At 64.9% G+C, this 21,281-nt stretch carries 20 protein-coding genes and 1 tRNA gene; 10 read left to right on the forward strand and 11 right to left on the reverse strand.

Annotated elements, in window-relative coordinates:
- Positions 1-52 precede the first annotated feature (52 nt).
- Both GRX03_RS10040 and GRX03_RS10045 read left to right on the forward strand, forming a co-directional pair.
- The gene (locus GRX03_RS10040; RefSeq protein WP_159764061.1) at positions 53-1,387 is read left to right on the forward strand and encodes a 5'-deoxyadenosine deaminase; all 1,335 of its coding nucleotides are present in this window, start codon (positions 53-55) and stop codon (positions 1,385-1,387) included.
- A gap of 145 nt (positions 1,388-1,532) precedes the next feature.
- Positions 1,533-1,973, forward strand: coding sequence for a universal stress protein (locus tag GRX03_RS10045; protein ID WP_159764062.1), 441 nt, complete (start codon positions 1,533-1,535; stop codon positions 1,971-1,973).
- 133 nt (positions 1,974-2,106) lie between these two features.
- Here the strand turns inward: GRX03_RS10045 and GRX03_RS10050 are convergent, their stop codons facing one another.
- Positions 2,107-3,102 (reverse strand): NAD(P)/FAD-dependent oxidoreductase, encoded by a 996-nt coding sequence (locus GRX03_RS10050; RefSeq protein ID WP_159764063.1) that lies wholly within the window; start codon positions 3,100-3,102, stop codon positions 2,107-2,109.
- Between the two features lie 152 nt (positions 3,103-3,254).
- On the reverse strand, positions 3,255-4,163 hold the full coding sequence (locus tag GRX03_RS10055; RefSeq protein ID WP_159764064.1) for a serine/threonine-protein kinase RIO2: 909 nt from the start codon (positions 4,161-4,163) through the stop codon (positions 3,255-3,257).
- Between the two features lie 165 nt (positions 4,164-4,328).
- Here GRX03_RS10055 and GRX03_RS16550 point away from each other — a divergent pair, with 165 nt between their 5' ends.
- Positions 4,329-4,496 (forward strand): hypothetical protein, encoded by a 168-nt coding sequence (locus GRX03_RS16550; protein ID WP_201289214.1) that lies wholly within the window; start codon positions 4,329-4,331, stop codon positions 4,494-4,496.
- Entirely contained in the window at positions 4,493-5,479 is a 987-nt protein-coding gene (gene corA, locus GRX03_RS10060; protein WP_159764065.1) for a magnesium/cobalt transporter CorA, read from the forward strand. Before GRX03_RS16550 ends, corA begins: the two co-directional genes overlap by 4 nt.
- Before the next feature lie 82 nt (positions 5,480-5,561).
- Here corA and pan2 read toward each other — a convergent pair whose 3' ends face one another.
- Positions 5,562-6,782 carry a proteasome-activating nucleotidase Pan2 gene (pan2, locus tag GRX03_RS10065; RefSeq protein ID WP_159764066.1) on the reverse strand — a complete coding sequence of 407 codons (1,221 nt, stop codon included), beginning with the start codon at positions 6,780-6,782 and terminating at the stop codon, positions 5,562-5,564.
- A 107-nt stretch (positions 6,783-6,889) separates the two neighbouring features.
- Here pan2 and GRX03_RS10070 point away from each other — a divergent pair, with 107 nt between their 5' ends.
- Both GRX03_RS10070 and GRX03_RS10075 read left to right on the forward strand, forming a co-directional pair.
- A complete protein-coding gene (locus GRX03_RS10070) occupies positions 6,890-7,561 on the forward strand; it encodes a lipoate--protein ligase family protein (RefSeq protein WP_159764067.1) in 672 nt (223 codons plus the stop codon).
- A 57-nt stretch (positions 7,562-7,618) separates the two neighbouring features.
- Positions 7,619-8,905: a dihydroorotase gene (locus GRX03_RS10075; RefSeq protein WP_159764068.1), complete on the forward strand. Its 1,287-nt coding sequence runs from the start codon at positions 7,619-7,621 to the stop codon at positions 8,903-8,905.
- A gap of 2 nt (positions 8,906-8,907) precedes the next feature.
- Here GRX03_RS10075 and GRX03_RS10080 read toward each other — a convergent pair whose 3' ends face one another.
- Positions 8,908-9,336, reverse strand: coding sequence for a nucleoside 2-deoxyribosyltransferase (locus GRX03_RS10080; protein WP_159764069.1), 429 nt, complete (start codon positions 9,334-9,336; stop codon positions 8,908-8,910).
- Positions 9,337-9,426: 90 nt separating this feature from the next.
- On the opposite strand from GRX03_RS10080, the gene GRX03_RS10085 reads away from it, so the two are divergent.
- The 3 genes from GRX03_RS10085 to GRX03_RS16755 all read left to right on the forward strand — a co-directional run bounded on the left by GRX03_RS10085 (position 9,427) and on the right by GRX03_RS16755 (position 11,960).
- A complete protein-coding gene (locus GRX03_RS10085; protein ID WP_159764070.1) occupies positions 9,427-10,161 on the forward strand; it encodes a hypothetical protein in 735 nt (244 codons plus the stop codon).
- Between the two features lie 262 nt (positions 10,162-10,423).
- Positions 10,424-11,047, forward strand: coding sequence for a PH domain-containing protein (locus GRX03_RS10090; RefSeq protein ID WP_159764071.1), 624 nt, complete (start codon positions 10,424-10,426; stop codon positions 11,045-11,047).
- Positions 11,048-11,459: 412 nt separating this feature from the next.
- Positions 11,460-11,960, forward strand: a complete 501-nt coding sequence (locus GRX03_RS16755; RefSeq protein WP_233739907.1) for a type IV pilin — start codon at positions 11,460-11,462, stop codon at positions 11,958-11,960.
- 137 nt (positions 11,961-12,097) lie between these two features.
- Here GRX03_RS16755 and GRX03_RS10100 read toward each other — a convergent pair.
- The 7 genes from GRX03_RS10100 to pyk all read right to left on the reverse strand — a co-directional run bounded on the left by GRX03_RS10100 (position 12,098) and on the right by pyk (position 19,173).
- Positions 12,098-12,170: transfer RNA gene (locus GRX03_RS10100), tRNA-Pro, on the reverse strand.
- A gap of 54 nt (positions 12,171-12,224) precedes the next feature.
- Complete coding sequence (gene trmY, locus GRX03_RS10105; RefSeq protein WP_159764072.1) at positions 12,225-12,806, reverse strand: tRNA (pseudouridine(54)-N(1))-methyltransferase TrmY; 582 nt, start codon at positions 12,804-12,806, stop codon at positions 12,225-12,227.
- Positions 12,807-12,843: 37 nt separating this feature from the next.
- Positions 12,844-13,878: a methylmalonyl Co-A mutase-associated GTPase MeaB gene (gene meaB, locus GRX03_RS10110; RefSeq protein WP_159764073.1), complete on the reverse strand. Its 1,035-nt coding sequence runs from the start codon at positions 13,876-13,878 to the stop codon at positions 12,844-12,846.
- Positions 13,879-13,888: 10 nt separating this feature from the next.
- On the reverse strand, positions 13,889-14,308 hold the full coding sequence (locus GRX03_RS10115) for a cobalamin B12-binding domain-containing protein (RefSeq protein WP_159764074.1): 420 nt from the start codon (positions 14,306-14,308) through the stop codon (positions 13,889-13,891).
- Positions 14,309-14,352: 44 nt separating this feature from the next.
- The gene (gene glpB / locus GRX03_RS10120; protein WP_159764075.1) at positions 14,353-15,588 is read right to left on the reverse strand and encodes a glycerol-3-phosphate dehydrogenase subunit GlpB; all 1,236 of its coding nucleotides are present in this window, start codon (positions 15,586-15,588) and stop codon (positions 14,353-14,355) included.
- Complete coding sequence (locus tag GRX03_RS10125) at positions 15,585-17,378, reverse strand: FAD-dependent oxidoreductase (protein ID WP_159764076.1); 1,794 nt, start codon at positions 17,376-17,378, stop codon at positions 15,585-15,587. Before GRX03_RS10125 ends, glpB begins: the two co-directional genes overlap by 4 nt.
- 49 nt (positions 17,379-17,427) lie before the next feature.
- Positions 17,428-19,173: a pyruvate kinase gene (gene pyk / locus GRX03_RS10130; RefSeq protein ID WP_159764077.1), complete on the reverse strand. Its 1,746-nt coding sequence runs from the start codon at positions 19,171-19,173 to the stop codon at positions 17,428-17,430.
- Positions 19,174-19,402: 229 nt separating this feature from the next.
- On the opposite strand from pyk, the gene GRX03_RS10135 reads away from it, so the two are divergent.
- Positions 19,403-21,259: a HAMP domain-containing protein gene (locus GRX03_RS10135; protein WP_159764078.1), complete on the forward strand. Its 1,857-nt coding sequence runs from the start codon at positions 19,403-19,405 to the stop codon at positions 21,257-21,259.
- Positions 21,260-21,281 lie beyond the last annotated feature (22 nt).

The following is a 21,281-nucleotide window of genomic DNA, read 5'->3' on the forward strand; positions in this document are numbered from 1 at the left end:
AGACTCCCGTTATCAACAGATTTATTCGGCCCGTTCAAGAAATACGCTCGGAATGAAACTCAGTGGAACCGTCATCGTAGACGCATCCACGGTCATCGAAGACGGGAGCGTGGTCGTCGACGACGACCGAATCGCGGCGGTCGGCGACCGGGCAGAGATCGCCGACCGGTATCCGGACCACCGGGAGGTGACCGCCGACATCGTCGCTCCGGGGATGGTCGGCGGCCACATCCACTCCGTGCAGAGCCTCGGGCGGGGGATTTCGGACGACCGGGAACTGCTCGATTGGCTGTTCGATTACATCCTGCCGATGGAGGCGACGCTCACCGCCGACGAGATGGCAGTCGCGGCCAAACTCGGCTATCTCGAACTGATCGAGAGCGGAACCACGACGGTCATCGATCACCTCTCGGTCGCTCACGCTGACCGCGCCTTCGAGGCCGCCGGCGAGATGGGGATTCGCGGTCTCCTCGGGAAGGTGTTGATGGATCGACGCTCGCCGGAGGGACTGCTCGAAGACACCGAGGAGGCCCTCGCGGAGTCGGAGCGACTGATCCGCGAGTACCACGGCAGTTTCGACGACCGTATCCGCTACGCCGTGACCCCGCGGTTCGCCGTCTCCTGTACCGAGGACTGTCTCCGCGGCTGTCGAGATCTCGCGGACGAGTACGACGGCGTCCGGATCCACACGCACGCCAGCGAGAACCGAAGCGAGATCGAAACCGTCGAGGCGGATACCGGGATGCGAAATATCCGCTGGTTGGACGAGGTCGGACTGACCGGCGAGGATGTCGTCCTCGCTCACTGCGTCTGGACCGACGAGGACGAACGGGAGCTCCTCGCGGAGACAGGGACACACGTCACCCACTGCCCGTCCTCGAACATGAAACTCGCCAGCGGCGTCGCTCCGGTCGTCGACTACCTCGACCGGGGGATCAACGTCGCCCTGGGCAACGACGGACCGCCCTGTAACAACACGCTCGACCCGTTCACGGAGATGAAACAGGCGAGCACGCTCCAGAAAGTCGACCAACTCGATCCGACCGCGACCCCCGCGGAGGCCGTCTTCGAGATGGCGACGGTCAACGGCGCCCGCGCGGCCGGTTTCGACCGCCTCGGCAAACTCAAGGAGGGCTGGCGCGCCGATATCGTGGGCCTCTCGACGGAGACGACCCGGGCGACGCCGCTTTACGATCCGCTCTCCCATCTCGTCTTCGCGGCCCGCAGCGACGACGTGACGTTCACGATGGTCGACGGCAACGTGCTCGTCGAGGACGGCGAGGTCACCGTCGCAGACGCGGAGTCGATCCGGAGCCAGGCCAGAGAGATCGCCGCGTCGCTGGATCTCGACGAGGCCCGGAAGAACGCACGGGAACTGAAGCCCTGAGGACCAGTCCGTCGCTCCGCAGACGGCCGCCGCAGGTGCCTCCCCGCCGTTCGATCTTCCGACGATCTCTCCCTGTGGCCCCACGATTTCCTACCTCCCGATAATCCCCGCGGCGTTGATTAGTCGCCCTCCCCTCGTCTCAGGTATGGCAACTGATACGTACACCGTGTTACTCCCGGTCGACAGAGAGATGAACCGGGCCGAACGCGCCGCCGAGGCCGTGGCCGACCTGCCGGGCGACCCCGCCGAGGTGACCGCCGTCGTCCTCCACGTGATCGAACCGTTCGAGGGCACCGACGAGGGTGGGATGGTCAGGACTGAGGACCTCTACGAGAGCGGTGAGTTCCCCGACAGCGTCGTGGCCGCGACCGACGCCCTCGAAGACGCCGGTGTCACCGTCGAACGCCGGCAGATCGAGGGTGATCCCGCCGAAACGATCCTGTCGGTCGCCCGCGACCTCGACGCCGACAACATCGTCATGAGCGGGCGGCCGCGTAGCCCGGCCGGGAAAGTGCTGTTCGGCAGTACGATCCAGTCTGTCCTTCTCAACGCCGAGCGACCGGTCACGACCGTGCTCGTCGAGTAGCACATGCCCTCGACGCCCGGCCTCCGTGAGTCACGCCCTGTCCGCATTCTATATTGCGACATGTGGTTTATGGAGCGTGCGTCGAACGACCACCCTTAGTCGGTCGGCGTCCCGAAAAGTAGCAGGAAACGGTTCAGTCGTCGTCCGCAGCGGCCGCCGTCGTCGTCTCGCCGTCGAGTTCGTCCAGCGACTTGGGGAACTCCCGCAGTTCCATGTGCAGCGAGATGCCGGCTTTCGCGCCCTTGCCCATCGCAATCGGGATCTGGTTGTTGCCGGGCGTGATGTCTCCGACCGCGTAGACGCCCTCGACGCTGGTCTTGCCGTCCTCGTCGACCGCGACCGTTCCGTCGTCGTTGAGTTCACAGCCCAACTCCTCGGCGAGACCGTTGTTGTAATCCGAGCCGTACATCGCGAATCCGCCCTTGTACTCCCGGACGGTTCCGTCCTCGAACTCGAAGCCGCCGAGCCAGCCGTCGTCCTCCTTGAACATGCTCTCGATTTCGGTCTCGATCACGTCGACCGGGTGGGCTTCGACTAAGGCGTCGGTCTCGTCGCTCCACTGCGGCTGTTCGCCGCGGAGCAGCAGGTCCACGTCGTCGGTGAAGTTCAGCATGATCATCGCGACGTGAGCGGCGCCCTCGTCGTGGCCCATCACGTACACCGACTCGTCGCGGAACATGTACGCATCACAGTGCAGACAGTAGTGCAGCCCTCGCCCCGTCCGCGGGAGCGGCGGGTCCGCACGCTCGTCGCTGAAGCCCGTCGAGAGGACGACCGCCTGGGTCCGGAACTGCTCACCGCCCGCCGTCTCGACGACGAACCGGGTGTTCGGGTCGTCGCTGGGCTGGATATCGGTGACGAAATCCTGGTAGAGGTCAGTTCCGTAGTACTCGAGTTGGTCTTTGGCGGTCTGGAGGAATTCGTTGCCCGAGGTCTCCTCCGGCACTCCGATCACGTTGTGCGTGTCGACCATCATCGCCGCGCGACCACCGCCGCGGTCGATTAGGGCGGTGTCGTGGTTCAGTCGTGTCGTGTACAGCGCCGTCGTCAGTCCGCCGGGGCCGCCCCCGACGACGACGACTTCGTACTCGGCCGGTGCGTCTTGCTCGTCTGCCGTCTCCGAACTCATTGGCTACTACTGCATTAGGGCTCAGGCCTTATGACTCCTGCAACTGCTGTGCACGAGCAGTGCACGTACGTCCCCCCTACCTGCCGGTTTGGTATCGTCGAATGCGGTTTATTCGGCGGGTCGTGAACACTCACTCGCGGGGTACTGTACCGCTAGTCTAAGAACTCATCGATCCGTGCGAACTCGTCGCTGACGACTGCCTCGACGACACCGTCGATGTCCGCTTCGCCCACCTGAGTCGGGTATTTCCGCTGGAAGTAGCCGAGGGTGTTCTCGACGTCGCGCCGCAGTAGCTCCCGGGCGTTCTCGTGGTCGGTCGGGACGGCCTGGGGCCAGTCGAAGACCGTTACGCCGTCTTCGGCGATGAAGATATTGTACTCGCTCATGTCGGCGTGGACGTAGCCCTCGCGGTAGGCGGCGGTCATCTCCTCGAAAATGAGGTCGATCACCGGCACCACCTGTTCGTCCTCCAACTTCGACCGGGCGAGTTCGACGCCGTCGATGCGCTCCATGATGATCGCGTGGCGGCTGTGATCGATGGGCTGTGGCACCGAGACGGTGGGGTACAGCGCCTCCAGGGTCTCGTACTCCCGCTCGGCGGCCTTCCGGGCGGTGTACATCCAGGAAACGTGCTCGTGGTCGGCCGTGTACTCCCGTTCCTTGTTGACCTCGCGGAACTCGGTGTATCCCTCGCGGTGGAACTTCAACGCCAGCGGCTTGTACGAGCGCACCTCGTACACGTCGCTCTCCTTGCCGACGCCGAGCGGTGCGCCGACGCCCTCGATCGTCTCGCGTTCGGCGAAGGTATGCAACGCGAGCGCGTCGTAGCCCTCGAAGGTGAGCCGAAAGCCCTCGTACTGGATCGTCTTTCGCTCGATCAGATCCCGGCGTTCACACCGATCTAGTCGGTAATCGACCTCCTCGTCGGTGAGGCGGGCGTACTCCGGAAGCTTGGGGCGGGCGACCCACTCGGAGAAGCGCATCCCCTGTTCGAGACCCGAGAGCAGATAGAAATCCTCGTCTTCGAGGTCCGCCATCTCGCTTGCCACGTTTTCGACCATTATCGGGCCGTAGTCGCCGGATTCCTAAAAGGCCAGCGCGTCCGAACGTCGAGGCCGGTAAATCCTATGTTGATATATCGAATACGTCTAGCTCTATCCTGTCGGCTACACGGACATAGCCGTGCAGGCGGGTCTTTATTGTCTGCCGCGGTCAGTAGCCGAGGTATGGAACCGCAACGACTGGCCGGGCTGGCGCTGGTCGTCGCTGGCGTCTCCGGATACGTGGTCGGCGTCTACGTCAGCTATCCGGGCCGCTCGTTCTCGATTACCGCCGTCATGCTCGGTGTCGCGCTCGCTGCGACGGCCTCCTCACCGACGGAGGGGCCGACATGAGCTTCAGCGCCGTCGTCTACACCGCCGAGGGGGCCGACCGCTACGACGACGTTCGGGCCGCAATCGACGCTCCGGGAGAGACCTGGATTCACGCCGAAGACGTCGACCCCAGCGACCTGGACCGGTTCGGTGAGCGCTTCGGTGTCCACCAGCTCGCGGTCGAGGACGTGTTCGACGGGCAGACCCGGCCGAAGTCCGAGCCCTACGAGACCCACACCTTCGTGTTGATGAAAACCGCGGAGCTAACCCAGCAGTCCGGCGTCGCGTTCACCAAGGAGGTCCGTGCCAATCCCGTCGGGCTGTTCATCGGTGACGACTGGCTGCTCACGCTGTCGACGTCCGAACTCGACACCTTCGACCCGACCGCGGAGCAGTGGACCCGGCGATCCGACCGGATCGCCGAGCGCGGCACCGACTTCCTGGCGTACCAGCTCATCGACGCCATCGTCGACGACTACTTCGCCGTTCTCGACGAGATCGAGGACGACATCGAGGCGGTCGAGGATCGGGTGCTCGCCGATCCGGACCCGACAATCCTCGAATCGCTGAACGAGATTCGTCGGGACCTGCTGGCCTTCCGGAAGATCGCCTGGCCGGCCCGCGATGCGGTCTCTGCGCTCTCGCGCGGCGACATTCCGCACGTCGCCGATCAAAACGAGAAGTACTTCCGGGACGTGTACGATCACCTCGTCCAGGTCGTCGACCTGATCGAAACGTACCGCGACCTCTCCAGTGGCTCCCGCGATATCTATCTCGACGCGGTCTCACAGTCGACGAACGAGGTGATGAAGACGCTGACTGTCGTCGCGACGATCTTCATTCCGTTGACCTTCGTCGCCGGAGTCTACGGGATGAACTTCGACGGGACGCCGTTTTCGATGCCCGAACTCACCTGGACGTTCGGCTACCCGGCGGTCATGATCGGAATGGGACTGCTCGCGGGCACGATGCTCGTCCACTTCCGCCGACAGGGATGGCTCTGAACGGCACGCAGTGAGCGTCCGCCGACCGGCGGACACGGAGCGCGGTCGCCGCTGCTCGGAGAACAGTCGGTGTCGGCTACGGCTACGCGAACGCGATCGGGGTTCCGGCCGTGTCGTCGTCTTCCTCGACCTTTTCGAGTGCGTTCTCGAAGTCTTCGCGGCGGATCTCCGTCCGTTCGTCCCGGATCGCGAACATCCCGGCCTCGGTCGCCAGCGACGCGAGCTCCGCACCGGAGAAGCCTTCGGTTTCGGAGGCCAGTTCCGCGAGATCCACGTCGTCCGCGAGGTTCATCCCCTCGGTGTGGATCTCGAGAATCCGCTCGCGGCCGTCCCAGTTCGGCTTGGGCACCTCGATGAGGCGGTCGAACCGGCCGGGGCGGAGAATCGCGCGGTCGAGCATGTCGAAGCGGTTGGTCGCCGCGATGATACGGATCTCGCCGCGGTCGTCGAAGCCGTCCATCTCCGAGAGCAGTTGCATCATCGTTCGCTGGACCTCGGCGTCACCGGAGGTCTTCGACTCGGTTCGTTTCGAGGCGATGGCGTCGATCTCGTCGATGAAGATGACCGCGGGTTCGTTCTCGCTGGCCAACTCGAACAGATCCCGCACGAGTCGGGCACCCTCACCGATGAACTTCTGGACCAGTTCCGAGCCGGCCATCTTGATGAAGGTGGCGTCGGTCTCGTTGGCGACGGCCTTGGCGAGCATCGTCTTCCCGGTGCCCGGCGGGCCGTGCAACAGCACGCCCGACGGCGGTTCGATACCGACCGTCCGGAACTGTTCGGCGTTGATCAGCGGCTGTTCGACGGCTTCGCGGACCTCCTGAATCTGCTCGTCGAGCCCACCGATGTCGTCGTAGGTCACGTCGGGACTCCCGTCGACCTGCATCGCCTGCGCACGGGCGTCGGTCTCGGGTTCGAGCACCGACTGCACGGCGAAGGAGTCGTTGATCGCCACTCGGTCGCCCGCTTCGAGTTCCTCTCGGATCCCCGGAGAGACCTCTGTCAACACCTCTTGGTTGTTGCCGTGCTGTTTGACGACGACGCCGTCGTCGAGCAACTCCTCGGCGGTCGCGATGTACAGTGAGGAGGACTTCAGCGTGTCGTTCTCCCGTTCGAGTCGGTCGACTTTCTCCGTCAGATTCTCCCGACGTGTCTTCGCCCGTTCGAGTTGGGTGTCGAGCTGTTCGTGTACTTCCAGTACGTCTTCGAGGTGGCTCCGGAGCGCTTCGAGCCGTTCGTCCGGCGACATATCCGGGTCGAGATCCAGGCGCGGGCGCTCAGGAAGTGACGGACTGCGAGACATTTGGATACCTGACCTTAGAAGCCGGTAAATATAGGTTCTTCGGCACCGGGAAGATCGGCCACCCGCGCCCCACCGGGATTTTTGTCACTCGTCGACAATATGAGGGTATGCACGTCCTTCGCGGTCGGGCAGACACGCCCGAGCGCGACCGCGCGCGCTCGCGAGAACTGCTCGATCTGGCGACGGAGCGAGACAGCCCACACCTCCGGGTCTGGCAGCCACCCCGACACGTCGCCTTCGGCCGCCGGGATCGCTCACGGCCCGGCTACGACCGTGCCCGAAACCGGCTCCGAGACCGGAACATCCCGGTGATCGAGCGTAGCACCGGCGGTCACGCCGTCCTGTTCACCGGAAACACGGTTTCGGTCGTGCTTGCGACGCCCATCGAGGAGGCACGCTCGGGTATCACCGACCGTTACGAGCGAGCCACCGACCGACTTCGAGAGGCGTTGTGCGATCTCGGAGTCGACGCGGAACCGGGCGAACCCGACGGGGCATTCTGTCCGGGGACGCACTCGCTGTCGGCCGAGGGCAAGATCGTCGGACTCGCACAACGGATCCGCCAAGACGTGGCCGTCGTCGCCGGCATCGTCGTCCTCGAGGATCACGAGGAAATCGCGGAGGTTCTCGGCCCGGTCTACGACGACCTGGAGATACCGTTTGCCGCCGACGCGACGGGCAGTATCGCCCGCGCTGGCGGCGTGACCGATGCCGAGGCGGTTACGACGGCGATAGAAACGGCGTTCACCGACGGCGACGCGACAGTCGAGCGGGTCTGACGGCGGTCGCTTCGACAGTCCGGGAGACTTAGGAGGTCGCGCGCGTACACGACTGGTATGCTCATCGAAGACGCGACCCTCGCCGATGGCCGGCGGCGCGATGTCCGGGTCAGCGGCGAGCGAATCGATACCGTTGCGGCGGCGGGGAGCCTCGATGCGGGGGCGGACGAACGGGTGCTCGGTGCCACGGGGAAGCGACTACTGCCCGGAATGATCGACACACACGTCCACTTCCGACAGCCGGGTTTTGGACACAAGGAGACGTGGACGACCGGGAGCAAAAGCGCCGCTGCCGGCGGCGTCACGACCGTCGTCGATCAGCCGAACACCAATCCGCCGACGGTGACCGGGGCGGCGTACGACGAAAAGGTCGACTACGCCGCGGAATCGCTGGTCGATTACGGGATCAACGGCGGCGTCACCCCCGACTGGAATCCGGCGGAACTGTTCGAGCGGCCCCTGTTCGCGCTCGGCGAGGTGTTTCTCGCTGACTCGACCGGTGACATGGGTATCGACGGCCAACTGTTCGCGGAGGCCCTCGACCGCGCGACTGAGTCCGACACGACCGTGACGGTCCACGCCGAGGACGCGACGCTGTTCAACGAGAGCGCACGGGACCGGACGGACGCCGACGCCTGGAGTGCCTACCGGACTGCACGGGCGGAGGAGGAGGCCGTTCGACGGGCCTGCTCGCTCGCTACCGACCGAGACGCTCGCATCCACATCGCACACACCAGCACCCCGGAGGGCATCGATATCGCCGCGGAGGCGGGAATGACCTGCGAGGTCACTCCACATCATCTCTTTCTCTCACGCAACGATCTGGACGAACTCGGAACCCACGGCCGCATGAATCCGCCGTTGCGCCGCGAACGCCGCCGCCAGCGCGTCTACGAGCGTGTTGCAGACGGGACAGTCGATATGATCGCGACCGATCACGCGCCGCACACGGCCGCCGAGAAGGACACCGATATCTGGTCGGCACCCAGCGGCGTCCCGGGCGTCGAGACGGTGCTCCCGCTGCTTCTGGTCGAGGCTGCCGAGGGCCGTCTTAGCTTCGGGCGGGTGCGGGATCTGACGGCGGCTACCCCGGCGGACGTGTTCGACCTGCCGGATCGCGGGGCCGTCGAAGAGGGGAATTACGCCGATCTGGTGCTGGTCGATCCCGACGAGACCGAGCAGATCCGCGCCGGGGACCTCCACACCAACTGCGACTGGACGCCGTTCGAGGGGTGGGACGCTATCTTCCCCGAATGGACGATGCTCCGCGGCCAGATGGCCTACGAGCGAGCGTCTGACTCGTTCGGCCCCGCTCGCGGCGAGAACGTCCGCTCTCTGGCCTGAGTTCACGCACTCTCGGCGGCTTCGAGAAACTCCGCCAGCGTCTCCGACAACTCGGTCGGTTGGTCGTACTCTGTCACCTCGATATCGTCGCAGCCGCGGATCATCGCCGAGAGGTCGTGTTCGGCCTCGGGTCGGTAGAGGCAGTGGATCGGCGTCCCGAGTTCGACCGCCCGACCGAGTTCGTAGCCGACGCCGAGGCTCGGGGTCGATACCTCCGCGACGACCGCATCCGCCTGTCGGAGCCACGCCAAGTCCTGCTCGTGGATGTCGTGGTCGGTCATCCCGGCCTGTGTCTCTTCCTCCTGTACGGTCTCCGTGCCGACATGTTCGGTCAGCACGGTCCCGTACTCGTTCAGCAGTTCGATCAACTCGGCATATAGCTCCACGTCGGACTGTCCCCCGCGGATGGATCCGGCGAAGTAGATGTCCATGCCGGAACCTGTGGCGGACGCAGAAAAACGGTTCTGAAAGCCGGACGCTCCGGCGGCGGAGTTATACCGCTCCGGGGCTACGTACTGGTGATGACTCACCCTTCGCTGGATCAGATCGTGCGGGACCTCCGCAGCCGCGGGTTCACTGTCGACGGTGACGAACGGTCGATCGTCGCCCGCGACGGCCCGACTACGCTTGCCGGTGTCGACGCTCCGCTCGAAGCCGTTCGCCTGTCCAGAAACGATCCGCTGGCCGTTATTTCAGCGGTTGCGACGACCGCCCACGAGGGTCGCGTCCCAGTTCTGGTCGTCGACGAACACGACCGTGATGGCGTTCGTGAACTGCTGTCCTCGCCGTTTGCCATCGCCGGCCGCACCGACGGTCTGCGGCAGTTCTACACCGTCGAGGATCGGATTCAACTGACCGACGATACCTTCGCCTGCGTCGACACCGATGGAGCGTTCTCGTGGGCGGAGGTGGCCGACAGTGCGAGTCCCGAGTCACCACAACTTCACCTCCGTGTCGGGGGGCAGACGGTTGCGGTCCTCGATTCCGTCGAGGGATTAGCCTGTCCCGGCCCGTCGCCCGCCGCGTTCCGGCACCGCTACGCCCGCGGAGAGGACGGACGATTCCGCGTCTACGAGGGTGAGAGCGCAGTCGGTAGCTACTCCGGGGTCACGGATATGCGCACCCACGGTGTCCGGCCCGTCCCGCTTCCGCTCGTTCCGGAACACCACGTTCGCACCAACGGCCACCTCGCCCGTGCTGTCCTGCTCGCAGTCCCAGACGCCGACGGCGTCCGGTACGAACCCGCGCGGACGTAGCCGAATCGGTCCCGCCTGATCCGCGGAGATCAGTCTTCCTCACCGGACGATACCGTCACAGCGGCACTGTCTCGTCGCGTCCTGATGCGTAGCGTAGCCACGGCCAGCGACCGGAGGAAAGACACTCCCGGCCTGGTCTCCATACACACATTCAGCACGCGCCAGTCGTGTATATAATATTATTATTTCATATCAGGGTACAATCAAAATAATACAAAAATACTAATACACCTCCTCAGAATAATCCCATCGGGTGACTCATATGTCACAGAATGATGACAACACGCGGACAGGAAGACAGGGTCAGAACGCGAACCAGCGAAGTCGACAGGGACCGCGACAGCAGCAACAGCAGGGGCAGCGACAGCGGCGACAGTCCCAGCCCCCGACCGCGGACGCACAGCCCCAGCAGCCACAGTCCGCTTCGGTGCCGCTGCTCGACGGCGAGTCAATCCTGATCGACGCTCGCCCGGCGTGGTCGGCGTACGCGTACTACTTCGTGCTCGCCGCGGTCCTGTTTCTCGGCGGCCTCGCTGCCGGCAACCAGGCGACAGTCCTCGGCATCATCGCGGCGCTGGCCATCGTCGGGTACGTCTGGTACAAGCGGCGGGGAATTAGATACGTCGTGACCGACCGGCGGATGATGGTCGTCACGGGCCACTCCTCGAAGATGACCAACGAGGCGTGGATGGTCGACATCAAGAACCTCAAAACCGGGGCGTCGTTCCTCGAACGGGTGCTCGGCCACGGTCACATCAGCGTCGATTCGGACATCACCTCCGCCGGGTTCGGGCGGTTCAGTGGGATGACCTTCGGCGGCATCGACAACCACGAGCAGATCGCTCAGATCATCCGCGAACGACAGAACAGCGCGAAGATGGACTGACGACGGGGCCGACAGCACCACTGGCGGTTCGTAGCTTCTCGTCGAACGAGGTGGCCACCCCGCCGACGTAGCCTCGTCTACCGACCACTTTCGTTTCTGACGATCCACTCTCGACCAGTTACCGCGGCCCACCTGCTATCTGTTGTGTCGCTGCAACGTGGGGTCGTCCACCCGAGATCTCGTCGAGCCCCGGCGCGATATTATCGAATTTGATTCTGCAACGATCGCGCCGAGCCTCGGATCTCGTTCCTGTTTGTATTTCTGAATACTTCCGAAAAACGCAATACAGCGGGGCTATTTTCTGAGCGTGAAATCACTGTTTCGGGTGTGAAAGGCGTTCCCGCCCGATAATCAAATTTCAAAATTGTTAATCGAACATGGGGGTTTATACTCACCTCTCTCATGGGATCGGATGGAAATGCAGCGCATCAAAGACATGCTACAGAACGACGACAGCGCAGTGAGCCCAGTGATCGGTGTGATCCTGATGGTCGCGATTACGGTGATTCTCGCGGCCGTGATCGCATCGTTCGTACTCGGGCTCGGGGACCAGGGGGAACCGGCACCGCAACCGACGATTGACTCAAGCGTGGACACTGGAAATATCACGTTAGACGTAACGGGGGGTGATGCGTTCAGTGCATCTGATTCTACCATCGAGGGAGAGATTGACGGGAATCCATTCAGCGTTGATCTGGACTCGGCCCCAGTTGACGAACTCTCTGCCGGAGATACTATTGTCGTTAACTCGACTGCACCGACGGCGTCCGCCACTCAGGCAGTCTATGTGAACGGCCAGCAGGTGGATACCATCTCTGTCGGGGCGGACCCAGCAACGACCGAGTGGGAAGTCCAGATTATCTGGAACCCGTCCGATCAGGACTCCCAGATTATCTACGAAGACTCCTCGTAACCGGGGATTCCACTTTTCCGATTTTATTAGCGCGGTCAGTGGCAACGCTCCGGTGACACCGCCTGACGACTGAGCGACACCGCGAGTTCAGTTCCCGTTACAGACCTGTCGCTCTGGAGTGCTGATGGTGGGAAAAGTGGGCCGGCCCAGATTCGAACTGAGGTTACGGCCACCCGAAGGCCGAAGGATACCAAGCTACCCCACCGGCCCGCATGTGTGACGTGTCGGTCGGACAGTTTAACGGTTGCGAAACGACTGAACCGCTCACCCGTCGGTGTCGAGCCAGTTGTGCGTGACGGCGATGGCGTGGTCGGCGTGAATCGCCTTCGGTCCGAGACAGATCTCCCCTGCCGCGTACTCCGCGATGGTCTCAGCGTCGTCGTCGTGGAACTCCTGGTGATTCGAGAGGACGAAGGCCGGCGACTCCGGTGGGGATCGCTCGGATTTCGGCGTGCCGTCGGGATGAAGCCGATATATTTCGCTCTGTTCGCTCACCGTTGCGAGCGTCGCGTCGAGGTCCATCCGAACGAGGGAGACTCCCGAGGAGACCTCGACCGGGATCTGGCCGATCGCTTCCTCCCGTTCGGCCAGCGCCGAGCGGATCAGCGCGGCCGTCGAGCGTTCGTCCGGGTGCAGGCCGCGCAGGTTCTCCCCCTCGAACCGGACCGTGAACTCGTCGCCGAGGACGAGGTGCGTCTGGACGCTCTCGCGGAGTCCGTGCGAGAGCAGCAACGAAGCAGTCACACAGCGGGCGAGCAGGTCCATCCGTCCCGCCGCGGGCAGGTCGTCGAGCGCGAACTCGTCCGTAGTGGGCGCGTTCCGTCCCACGACGATGAACTGGCGCATACCGAAGACTCGCCGTCGGCACGCTTAGACACGTCGGTTAGTCGCCGTCCGAGTCGCGCAGACACTCCGCGAGTGGCTCGACAATCTCGTCGGAGACGCTGTAGGGGTCGGTCTCGCGGTCGAGCACCCGCTGGACGAACTGATCGAGCCCACCCCGGGACTCCAACTCCTCGGTGAGTAACTCGTTTACGTCTTCGCGGATCAGCGTCCGGATCTCCTCGGCGTAGCGCTGACGGCTCTGGACCTCCCGCTCGCCGGACTCGTCGAGGTACGCGCGGTGGTCCGCGAGCGTATCGAGCAACTCGTCGACTCCCTCGCCGCGTTCTGCGACGGTCTCGACAATCTCCGGCTCCCAGCCTGCTCGGTCGATCTCCCCCTCGACGGAGACGTCCATCTCGGTCGCGCCGTGGTGACCGACGGTCCCGGGCACGCGGCCGTCCCGGTAATCGAGCATCTCCCGAAGCTCCTGAACGGTCCGGTCCGACCCCTCCAGATCGGCCTTGTTGACGACGAAGATGTCCCCGATTTCGAGAATCCCCGCCTTGAGCATCTGTACGTCGTCGCCGCTGCCCGGCGGGACGAGCACGAGCACCGTCTCGGCGGTTTTGACGATGTCGATCTCGTTCTGCCCGGCCCCGACGGTCTCGATGAGGATCTTGTCCTTGCCGAAGGCATCGAGCGCCTTGACCGCATCCGTCGTCGCCGTCGACAGGCCGCCGAGCGTGCCGCGGGCGGACATCGACCGGAAGAACACGTCCATGTCGCCGATGTTCGAGGCCATCCGAATCCGGTCGCCCAGCACGGCGCCGCCGGTAAACGGCGAGGACGGATCGATCGCGATGACACCGACGGTCAACCCCTGGTCGCGGTAGGTCGCTGCCAGTTTGTCGACCAGCGTCGACTTGCCCGATCCGGGCGAGCCGGTGAGACCGATCACGTCGGCGTTGCCCGTGTGTTCGTGAAGTTGTTTGACGAGATCACGGTACCCCGGCTCTCTGTTCTCGATTTTCGTGATCACGCGTGCGAGTGCGCGATGCTCTCCGTCGAGTAGCGCCTGAATCAACTCGCTCATACCCACCCGATCACTCACGTTCCGGTGCGTTCTCCCGGACGTACTCGATCATCTCGTCCATCGACGCGCCGGGACCGAACACCCGGGCGACGCCGAGTTCGAGTAGCTCCGTCTCGTCTTCGTCCGGAATGATCCCCCCGACGAGCACGAGCGTATCCTCGAAGGCGCCGTACTCCTCCAGCCCCTCGATAATCTCCGGTACGAGCGTGTCGTGGGCGCCCGAGAGAATCGAAATGCCGAGCACGTCGACATCCTCTTGGACCGTTGCCTGTACAATCTCCTCCGGTGCACGGTGGAGCCCCGAGTAGATCACCTCGAATCCGGCGTCGCGGAACGCCCGCGAGATGACGTGTGCGCCGCGGTCGTGGCCGTCGAGTCCGACCTTGGCGACGAGACACCGGATCTGCCGCTGTTCCTGATCGACACCCATGCTCTAGCATACCCGCGGTTTCTGTTTCACTGTTTCGGTAATACTCACGACCGCTCGCTGGCTCGCCGGCCGGCCTCGTAGCCGGTCGCGAGTCCGACCCCACCTGCGGCGTGATCGGCGACCACGTTCGGCCCGGCGAGAACACGTCCGGCCGCGTAGAGGTTCTCCGCGACCGCTGACTCGTCGGACGTGACCGGTCGCAGCCGATCATCCGTCGGCACGCCGGCCCGCACGGCCGGGTGGTCACCGAGGAACCGTTCGTCGACCAGTCCCCGGTCAGGCAGCGTTACGGGACAGTCGAAGACCGGCTCCCGGAGGTCCTCCGGTCCGCCGACGAGACCGCCCGACTCCGCACCGCCCGTCGCGAGCACGTAACTGTCCGCCTCGTAGCTCTCTCGTCCGGTCGACACTCGTTCGATCCGCCCCTCGGTCCGTTCGACCTCTGTGATCCGGCCCGCTGAATCGAGTTCGCCACCCCGGGATTCGAGAGTTTCGGCAAGCAGCGACTCCAGCCGACGGCCCGGGAGGCTCGGCGGACCGAGCGACACCTCGAACACGGAGACGCGTAGTTTCTCGGCAATCGTCTCCGTAATCGCGGCCGTCTCGGACTCGCCGAGTGCTGCCGGGAGTCCGATTCGTGGTTCGACATCGACCACCGGTTCGAGCGCGTCGACGAGTCGCTCGCGGGCGGGTTGTCCGTCGCTAATCTCGTTTTCGTCGAGCAGTCGTGCCATCTCCGCCGGTGAGTCTGCCGACAAGGGTGTATCGATCATCTGTCCGGTGACATCGAGCGGCGTCCGTTCGTCGAGGCGTTCAGCCGCCAGTTCGGCGTCGAAGTCCGGGAACCCCTCGAAGCCGACCAGCCGCATCGACGGCGGCCCGCTCACCACGCCGTTGCTCACGCTCCGCGGATACCGCAGCGCCGGTGCCACCTCGCCGACTGCGGTCGGAAACAGCGCGTTCGTCTCCGTCCCGGAGCCGACGTATCGCTCGCCGGCCACGTCGTCGAACAGCGCGAGCGCATCTCGAACCGTGTCGAGGCCCAGCCGGCTGTACGGATGTGACTCCGGGAGCCGGTCGACCGCGGAGAGCGGATTCGCAACCGGCTCCGTCCCCCCTGGCTCGAACCCGAGCACGTCGAGCAGTCCCGTCTCCGTCGCGAACCGATCAGCCGGGAGTCGGAGGAGCCGAACCGACGCGCCGGGGTCGGCATCGAGGGCACTCAGCGCCGCGCTGTACCCCTCGATGCCGCCGCCGACGACGAGTACGTCCTCGCTCATTGGCCCACCGCCTCCGAACACTTCGCCCGCCCGTCTGTGCCCCGCGGCACGCCGTCGATGACCGGCAGGACCGAGTCCTCGCCGCGGTATCGCTGGTCGGCGCGGCTTCGCTCGGGTATCGTGAACCCGCTTTCGTCGAAGGAGTCGGTGTCGACCTCTTCCTGTCGCTCGTCGTCGCGGCCGAGCAGACGCGCGTGAAACTCGTAATCGTCGAGCGCCGCGGCGAGTTGGTCGTCAGCCAGCGTCTCGCGCCGCCCCCGCCAGCGCCGCTGCAGCAGCGTTTCGAGCGACTCGTCGACGGTCTCGTGGTCGTGATCGGGGTATAGCTCGGCCGCGATCCGGTGTCCGCAGCGACCGCCCTGACACTCGCCCATCGTCGCGCCGGTCTGCGTCCGGACGTTCGCGAGTTCGGGCTCGGGCTCGCTCGCGTCGATGGCCGACCGGACCGCTTCGCGGCCTACCGACCGCGCCTCACAGAGGACCGGACCGGAGTCGCCCGACCGAATCGAAGTGTCGGGCAGGCTCAGATCGGCGGTGAGGCAGGACCGACCGATCCCGAACTCCCGGCAGACCCGGTTGACTGCCTGTTCTGCGACGAAACGGTGTGTCGTGACGCTCCCGCCGATGACGCTCAACAGCCCCCACCGGTCGTCGTATTTCTCGTGGTCGACCAGCGTCGCGTCGTGGCCGTACGGGGAGGCGCTCGAACTGGCGTGTTGGGTCCAGACGCCCGTATACGACCGCAACACTGCCGCCTCGCTGGCCGCCGGCAGGACCGCCTCCACCGCGGCGAGTGCCTCCTCCAGTTCGGTTGGCTCCGGAATCGGTCCGACGACCGTGTTCCCCTGATACGGGGCGGCCGTGATCGGATAGCCGTCGTCGCTCCGCCGAGTGACCGCCGAGTCGGTCAGTTCGCCGCTCAACACGACCATCCGACCGCGGCTCCGGGACAGCGGGAGTTTGATCCCCGCGAGACCGGCGATCTGGTCGGCCCACGCACCGGCCGCGTTGACGACGTAGTCGGCTTCGATCTCCTCGCGCTCGCCCGTATCCGGCGTGTCGTCCTCGGTCGCGCCGGGAAACGACCGCTGGACCGTTCCCGGCATCCCCGGCGTATCCTCCTCATCGTCGTCCTCGGCGTCGATTGGCTCCTCCTCTTCCTCGTCGACTTCTGGCTCCCGTGTCTCCTCTGGTACGTCCTCGCTGGGCGATGTCGGTGCCCGCACTCCACCGGGACTCTGGTCGAACTCCACCTCCGCGCCGACGATGTCGGTGCCGTCGGTGAGCAACTCGACGACCGACGCCCCGGTCTTGATCTCGGCGCCGTAGTTCTCCGCGCTCGTCGCGTTCGCACGCGTCAGCGCGAAGGGATCGACGACCCCGTCGGGGACGCGAACGCCCCGGTCGATCCCGTCGGCGACGCCGATTTCGTCGAGGTCGCTACGGCCGAGCGCCGAGGCGGGGATCGAACGCTGTTCGCAGGCGTCGACGAACGCGTCGAACTCTCCCTTTTCTGCCGGGAGCACGACCCCCTCGGTGTCTTCGATACAGTGGCCGGCAATCTCCCGGAGAGTCCTGTTCTCCGTGAGACAGCGCATCGCGGCGGTCGGGTTCTCCTCGACGAACCGAGCGCCGCTGTAGAGTAGCCCGTGGATGCTCCCGGTCGTCCCCGCCGCGAGCGTTCCCTGTTCGACCAGCGTTACCTCCAGTCCGCGGAGCGCACAGTCACGGGCGATGGCCGTTCCGAGTACTCCGCCGCCGATGACTAGTACGTGTGGCGTGTACGCCATTCAGTTGCACGCACCTGCGGGGGCCGCGTACTTATACTACCTGATCCGTCTAACCGTCCGTCTCCAGCGGGTCCGCGTAGACGACTCCGCGCTCGCCGTCGAGTGTCACTTCCCGACCTTCCCGCACGTCGTCGGGCACGCGTGCGTGGCTGATCATCGGAACCCCGAGTTCGCGCGCCACGACCGCCGCGTAGCCGGTCATCCCCTCGTGGGCGTCGATGATCCCCGCGATTTTCGAGAGGTCGCCCCGGAACTCCTGGTCGAACTCCTCGGGGACGGCGATGATCGCACCGTCTGGAACTTCGGCCAGGTCACCGTCGTCGACTCGGGACAGCGGTCCCGTCGCGAAGCCCGCGATGACGGACCGACCCGAGAGCAGTCGCTCGGACGCGACGTGCACCTTGAGCATATCCGCGGTGTCGTAGCCGCCGTGGTCGGTCATCATTCCCGAGAGCACGACCACGGTGTCGCCGCTCTCGGCGCTACCGGCGTCGAGCGCCGTCTGCACGGCGTTGCGGATCACCGCGTCGGAACTGTCCTCCTCGTAGGTGGCGTGTCGGGGGATGATCCCCCAGGTGAGCGTGAGTTGTCGACGAACGCGGTCGTCCGGCGTCGAGGCGACGATTGGGATGTTCGGCCGGTACTTCGCCGCCTTCCGTGCCGTGTAGCCGGATTCGCTGGCCGCGACGACCGCGCTCGCACCCACGTCCCGGGCGAGAAACCGGGCCGACCGAGCCAGCGCGTCGGTTCGGGTGTCCCCCGCCGGCGGCACCCGCTGTTCGAGCGTCTCGGCGTACTCTTCACTTTCCTCGACGTCACCGATGATTCGGGCCATCGTCTCGACCACCTCGGCCGGGTGATCCCCGATAGCCGTCTCCCCCGAGAGCATCACGGCGTCGGTCCCGTCCAGCACGGCGTTTGCTACGTCGGAGGCCTCTGCTCGCGTCGGACGGTGTTCGCTGATCATCGAGTCGAGCATCTCCGTCGCCGTGATGACCGGCACGCCGGCGCCCCGGCACTTTCTGATGATGCGCTTCTGGATGATCGGCACGTCCTCCAGCGGGCACTCGACACCCAGGTCGCCGCGGGCGACCATGATCCCGTCCGCCGCGTCGATGATCTCGTCGATGTTCTCGACGGCGTCGGCGCGTTCGATCTTGGCGACGATGGGGATGTCGGCGTCGCGCTCGTCGAGTTCGGAACCGATCTCGTAGACATCTGCGGCGGACCGGACGAAGCTCCCGGCGACGAAGTCGACGTTCGTCTCCGCCGCGATATCGAGTTCCCGGCGGTCCTGTTCGGTGACCGCCGGCAGGCCGAGATCCACCCCCGGAACGTTGACTCCGGTTCGGGAGCCGAGTTCCCCACCGGATTCCAGTCGCGCGCGTACGCCCGAACCGCCCTCGGTCACCGTGGCCGTGATCCGGCCGTCGTCCAGCAGGATCTTGTCCCCGGCTTCGACGGCGTCGACACCCGCAGAGAGCCCGATCTGCTCTGTCGTCGTCTCGGCACCCTCGACGAACCGCACGACAGCCCCCGCAGAGAGCGTTATCGGTTCGTTCATCTCCGCAGTCCGGATCTCCGGCCCCGGCAGATCGAGCAACGTCCCGATCGGTGTCGCCGTCGTCTCGTCCACCGATCTGACCCGCCGGATCAACTCCCGCCTGTCCGCCGGGGTGCCGTGGCTGGCGTTGAACCGCGCGACCGACATCCCGGCCTCGACCAGTGACGTGATGGACTCCCGATCGTCTGACGCCGGCCCGAGCGTACAGACGATCTTGGCCCGGCGAGTCATGGGTTCCCCCGCGTGTGCGGTGTCGTTCTCATACTCCTACACTCACGGGTCGAGGTAATCAAAGTTGTCTGCGTGAAAAAATGATGACCGTTTCTCCCAGCCCACGACCACACCCCGGAGTTCCGGCCGCAAGTTCCCGGCTGTCGGCGGGATAGTGATCAATAATTAATGTATAGTTGCCGAGCAGTTTGGTGTGGATTTATACTGTGTGCTGGAATATGGGGGTGTAATGTCGGAAGAACAGGAGGATAGCGGAATCGGGCACCGGTTGCGCAGCAGGTATATGTACAAGATCGCTGCTGCGGTGATCGTCGTCGCGCTCGTCCTTACGGGGTTAGGGTGGTGGACGTTTACCGGCGTGCAGGCGAGTGTCTCCGACGACGCGGAATCGTCGATGCTGAGGGCGTCGGAGCGTGAGGCCGCTGGTATTCAACAGTTCGCCGGCGAGCGAAGCAACATCACACAGCGGATCGCAAACGAGGAAGGGATCGGCAGTATGTCCGATCAACAGATCAACGCCACGCTCGCGGACGAACTCCGCCGGGCACCGAGCGACGTGGTCGCACTCCACTACTACAACATCGAACAGCAGACCGTCGAGATCAGCACCAACCCCCTCGCGGAGGGGGTCGAAGTGAGCGCCGAGCAGTTCCCGTGGGTCGAGGCCGCTCGCCAGGCCACCGCTGGCGAGGTGCGTTCGCTCGAACCTAACAGCGGGACGGTCGCGTTCAAGGACGGCAACGAGAAACAACTCGGCTTCGTCGCTCCGGTCGAGAACCGTGAATCCCACGCCATCGTCCTCGTCGTCGACCTCGAGGCCCGGAGTTCGCTTCTCACCTCGCCGGTCGAGGGCGGCAAGATCCACGTCGTCTCCTACGCCGCGGACGGTCAGATCGTCCTCGCGGAGGACCTCACGACCATCCTCGATCAGCATCCGCTCGTCGGGGAACTGGACTATCTCACGACCGGCGACGTGCAGGCCCAGACCGACCAGGTGACCGCACAGACCGATCTCTTCGAGGACGAGAACCTGGTGGTCGCGTCGGCTGAGGTGCCGGGCGACAAGCGGTGGCTCGTGACGACGACCGCCGAACGCTCGACGGTTTTCGACACGGTCAGCGAGGTGTCTCGGAGCCTGCTTATCCTCATCGTCGTCTCGCTTCTGGGGCTGGTCGTCCTCGGGGCGGCGATCATCCGCGACATCAACCGGTCGCTGAACCAGATCACCGTCTACGCCGAAGAGATCGAAGACGGCAATCTCGGCGTCGACATCGAACAGTCCCGCGTCGACGAGTTCGGCCAACTCTCGGTGCTGTTCTCCCGGATTCGGGACAGTCTCGAAGGGCAGATCAGAGAGGCTGAACAGGCCCAAAAAGAGGCGGAAGTCGCCCGAGCAGAGGCCGAGGAACTGGCCCGACACCTCCAGGAGAAAGCCGAGGAGTACTCCGAGGTGATGCAGCAGGTCGCGGCCGGCGATATGACCCAGCGGATGCAGCAGGACGGCGAGGAGGAGTCGATGGATCAGATCGCCGCGCAGTTCAACGAGATGATCGAGGAACTGGAGAAGACGACCGGCCAACTCAAAAGCTACGTCGACGAGGTCGAAGCGGCCGGTGCCGAGGTCGAACAGAGTTCCCGGACGGTCCGGGAGGCGAGCGAGCAGGTCGCGGAGTCGATCCAGAAGATCTCCGACGACGCTTACGACCAGAAGGACCGCCTCGACGAACTCCGCCGGTCGATGGAGGAGACCGTCGAGCGGATCGAGGACATCGCCGCGGAACACGACAACGTCTCCGTCGACGACGCGCTCGCGCAGATCCGCGAGGTGGCCGAGGAACTCGACGAGATCGCCGAACTCAGCCAGGAGACGATGGCCGAGTCACAGGAGGTCGCCGGCGCGGCCGAGGAGCAGGCGGCCGAACTGAACACGGTCTCCGATCGGGCGAACGACTTACAGCGGTACGCCCAACCGCTCCGTGACATCCTCGAACGGTTCGAGACCGAGGAAGAACACGAGTTCGTCTTCTCCGTGGGTCCGACTGGCGGCGCCGCCAGCCCGGAAGAAGGTCCCGGCGACGACGCCTGATCCTCGGGGGATCTTCCGGTAC

This window comes from Halovenus carboxidivorans, assembly GCF_009831575.1.
Taxonomy (GTDB): Archaea; Halobacteriota; Halobacteria; order Halobacteriales; family Haloarculaceae; genus Halovenus; species Halovenus carboxidivorans.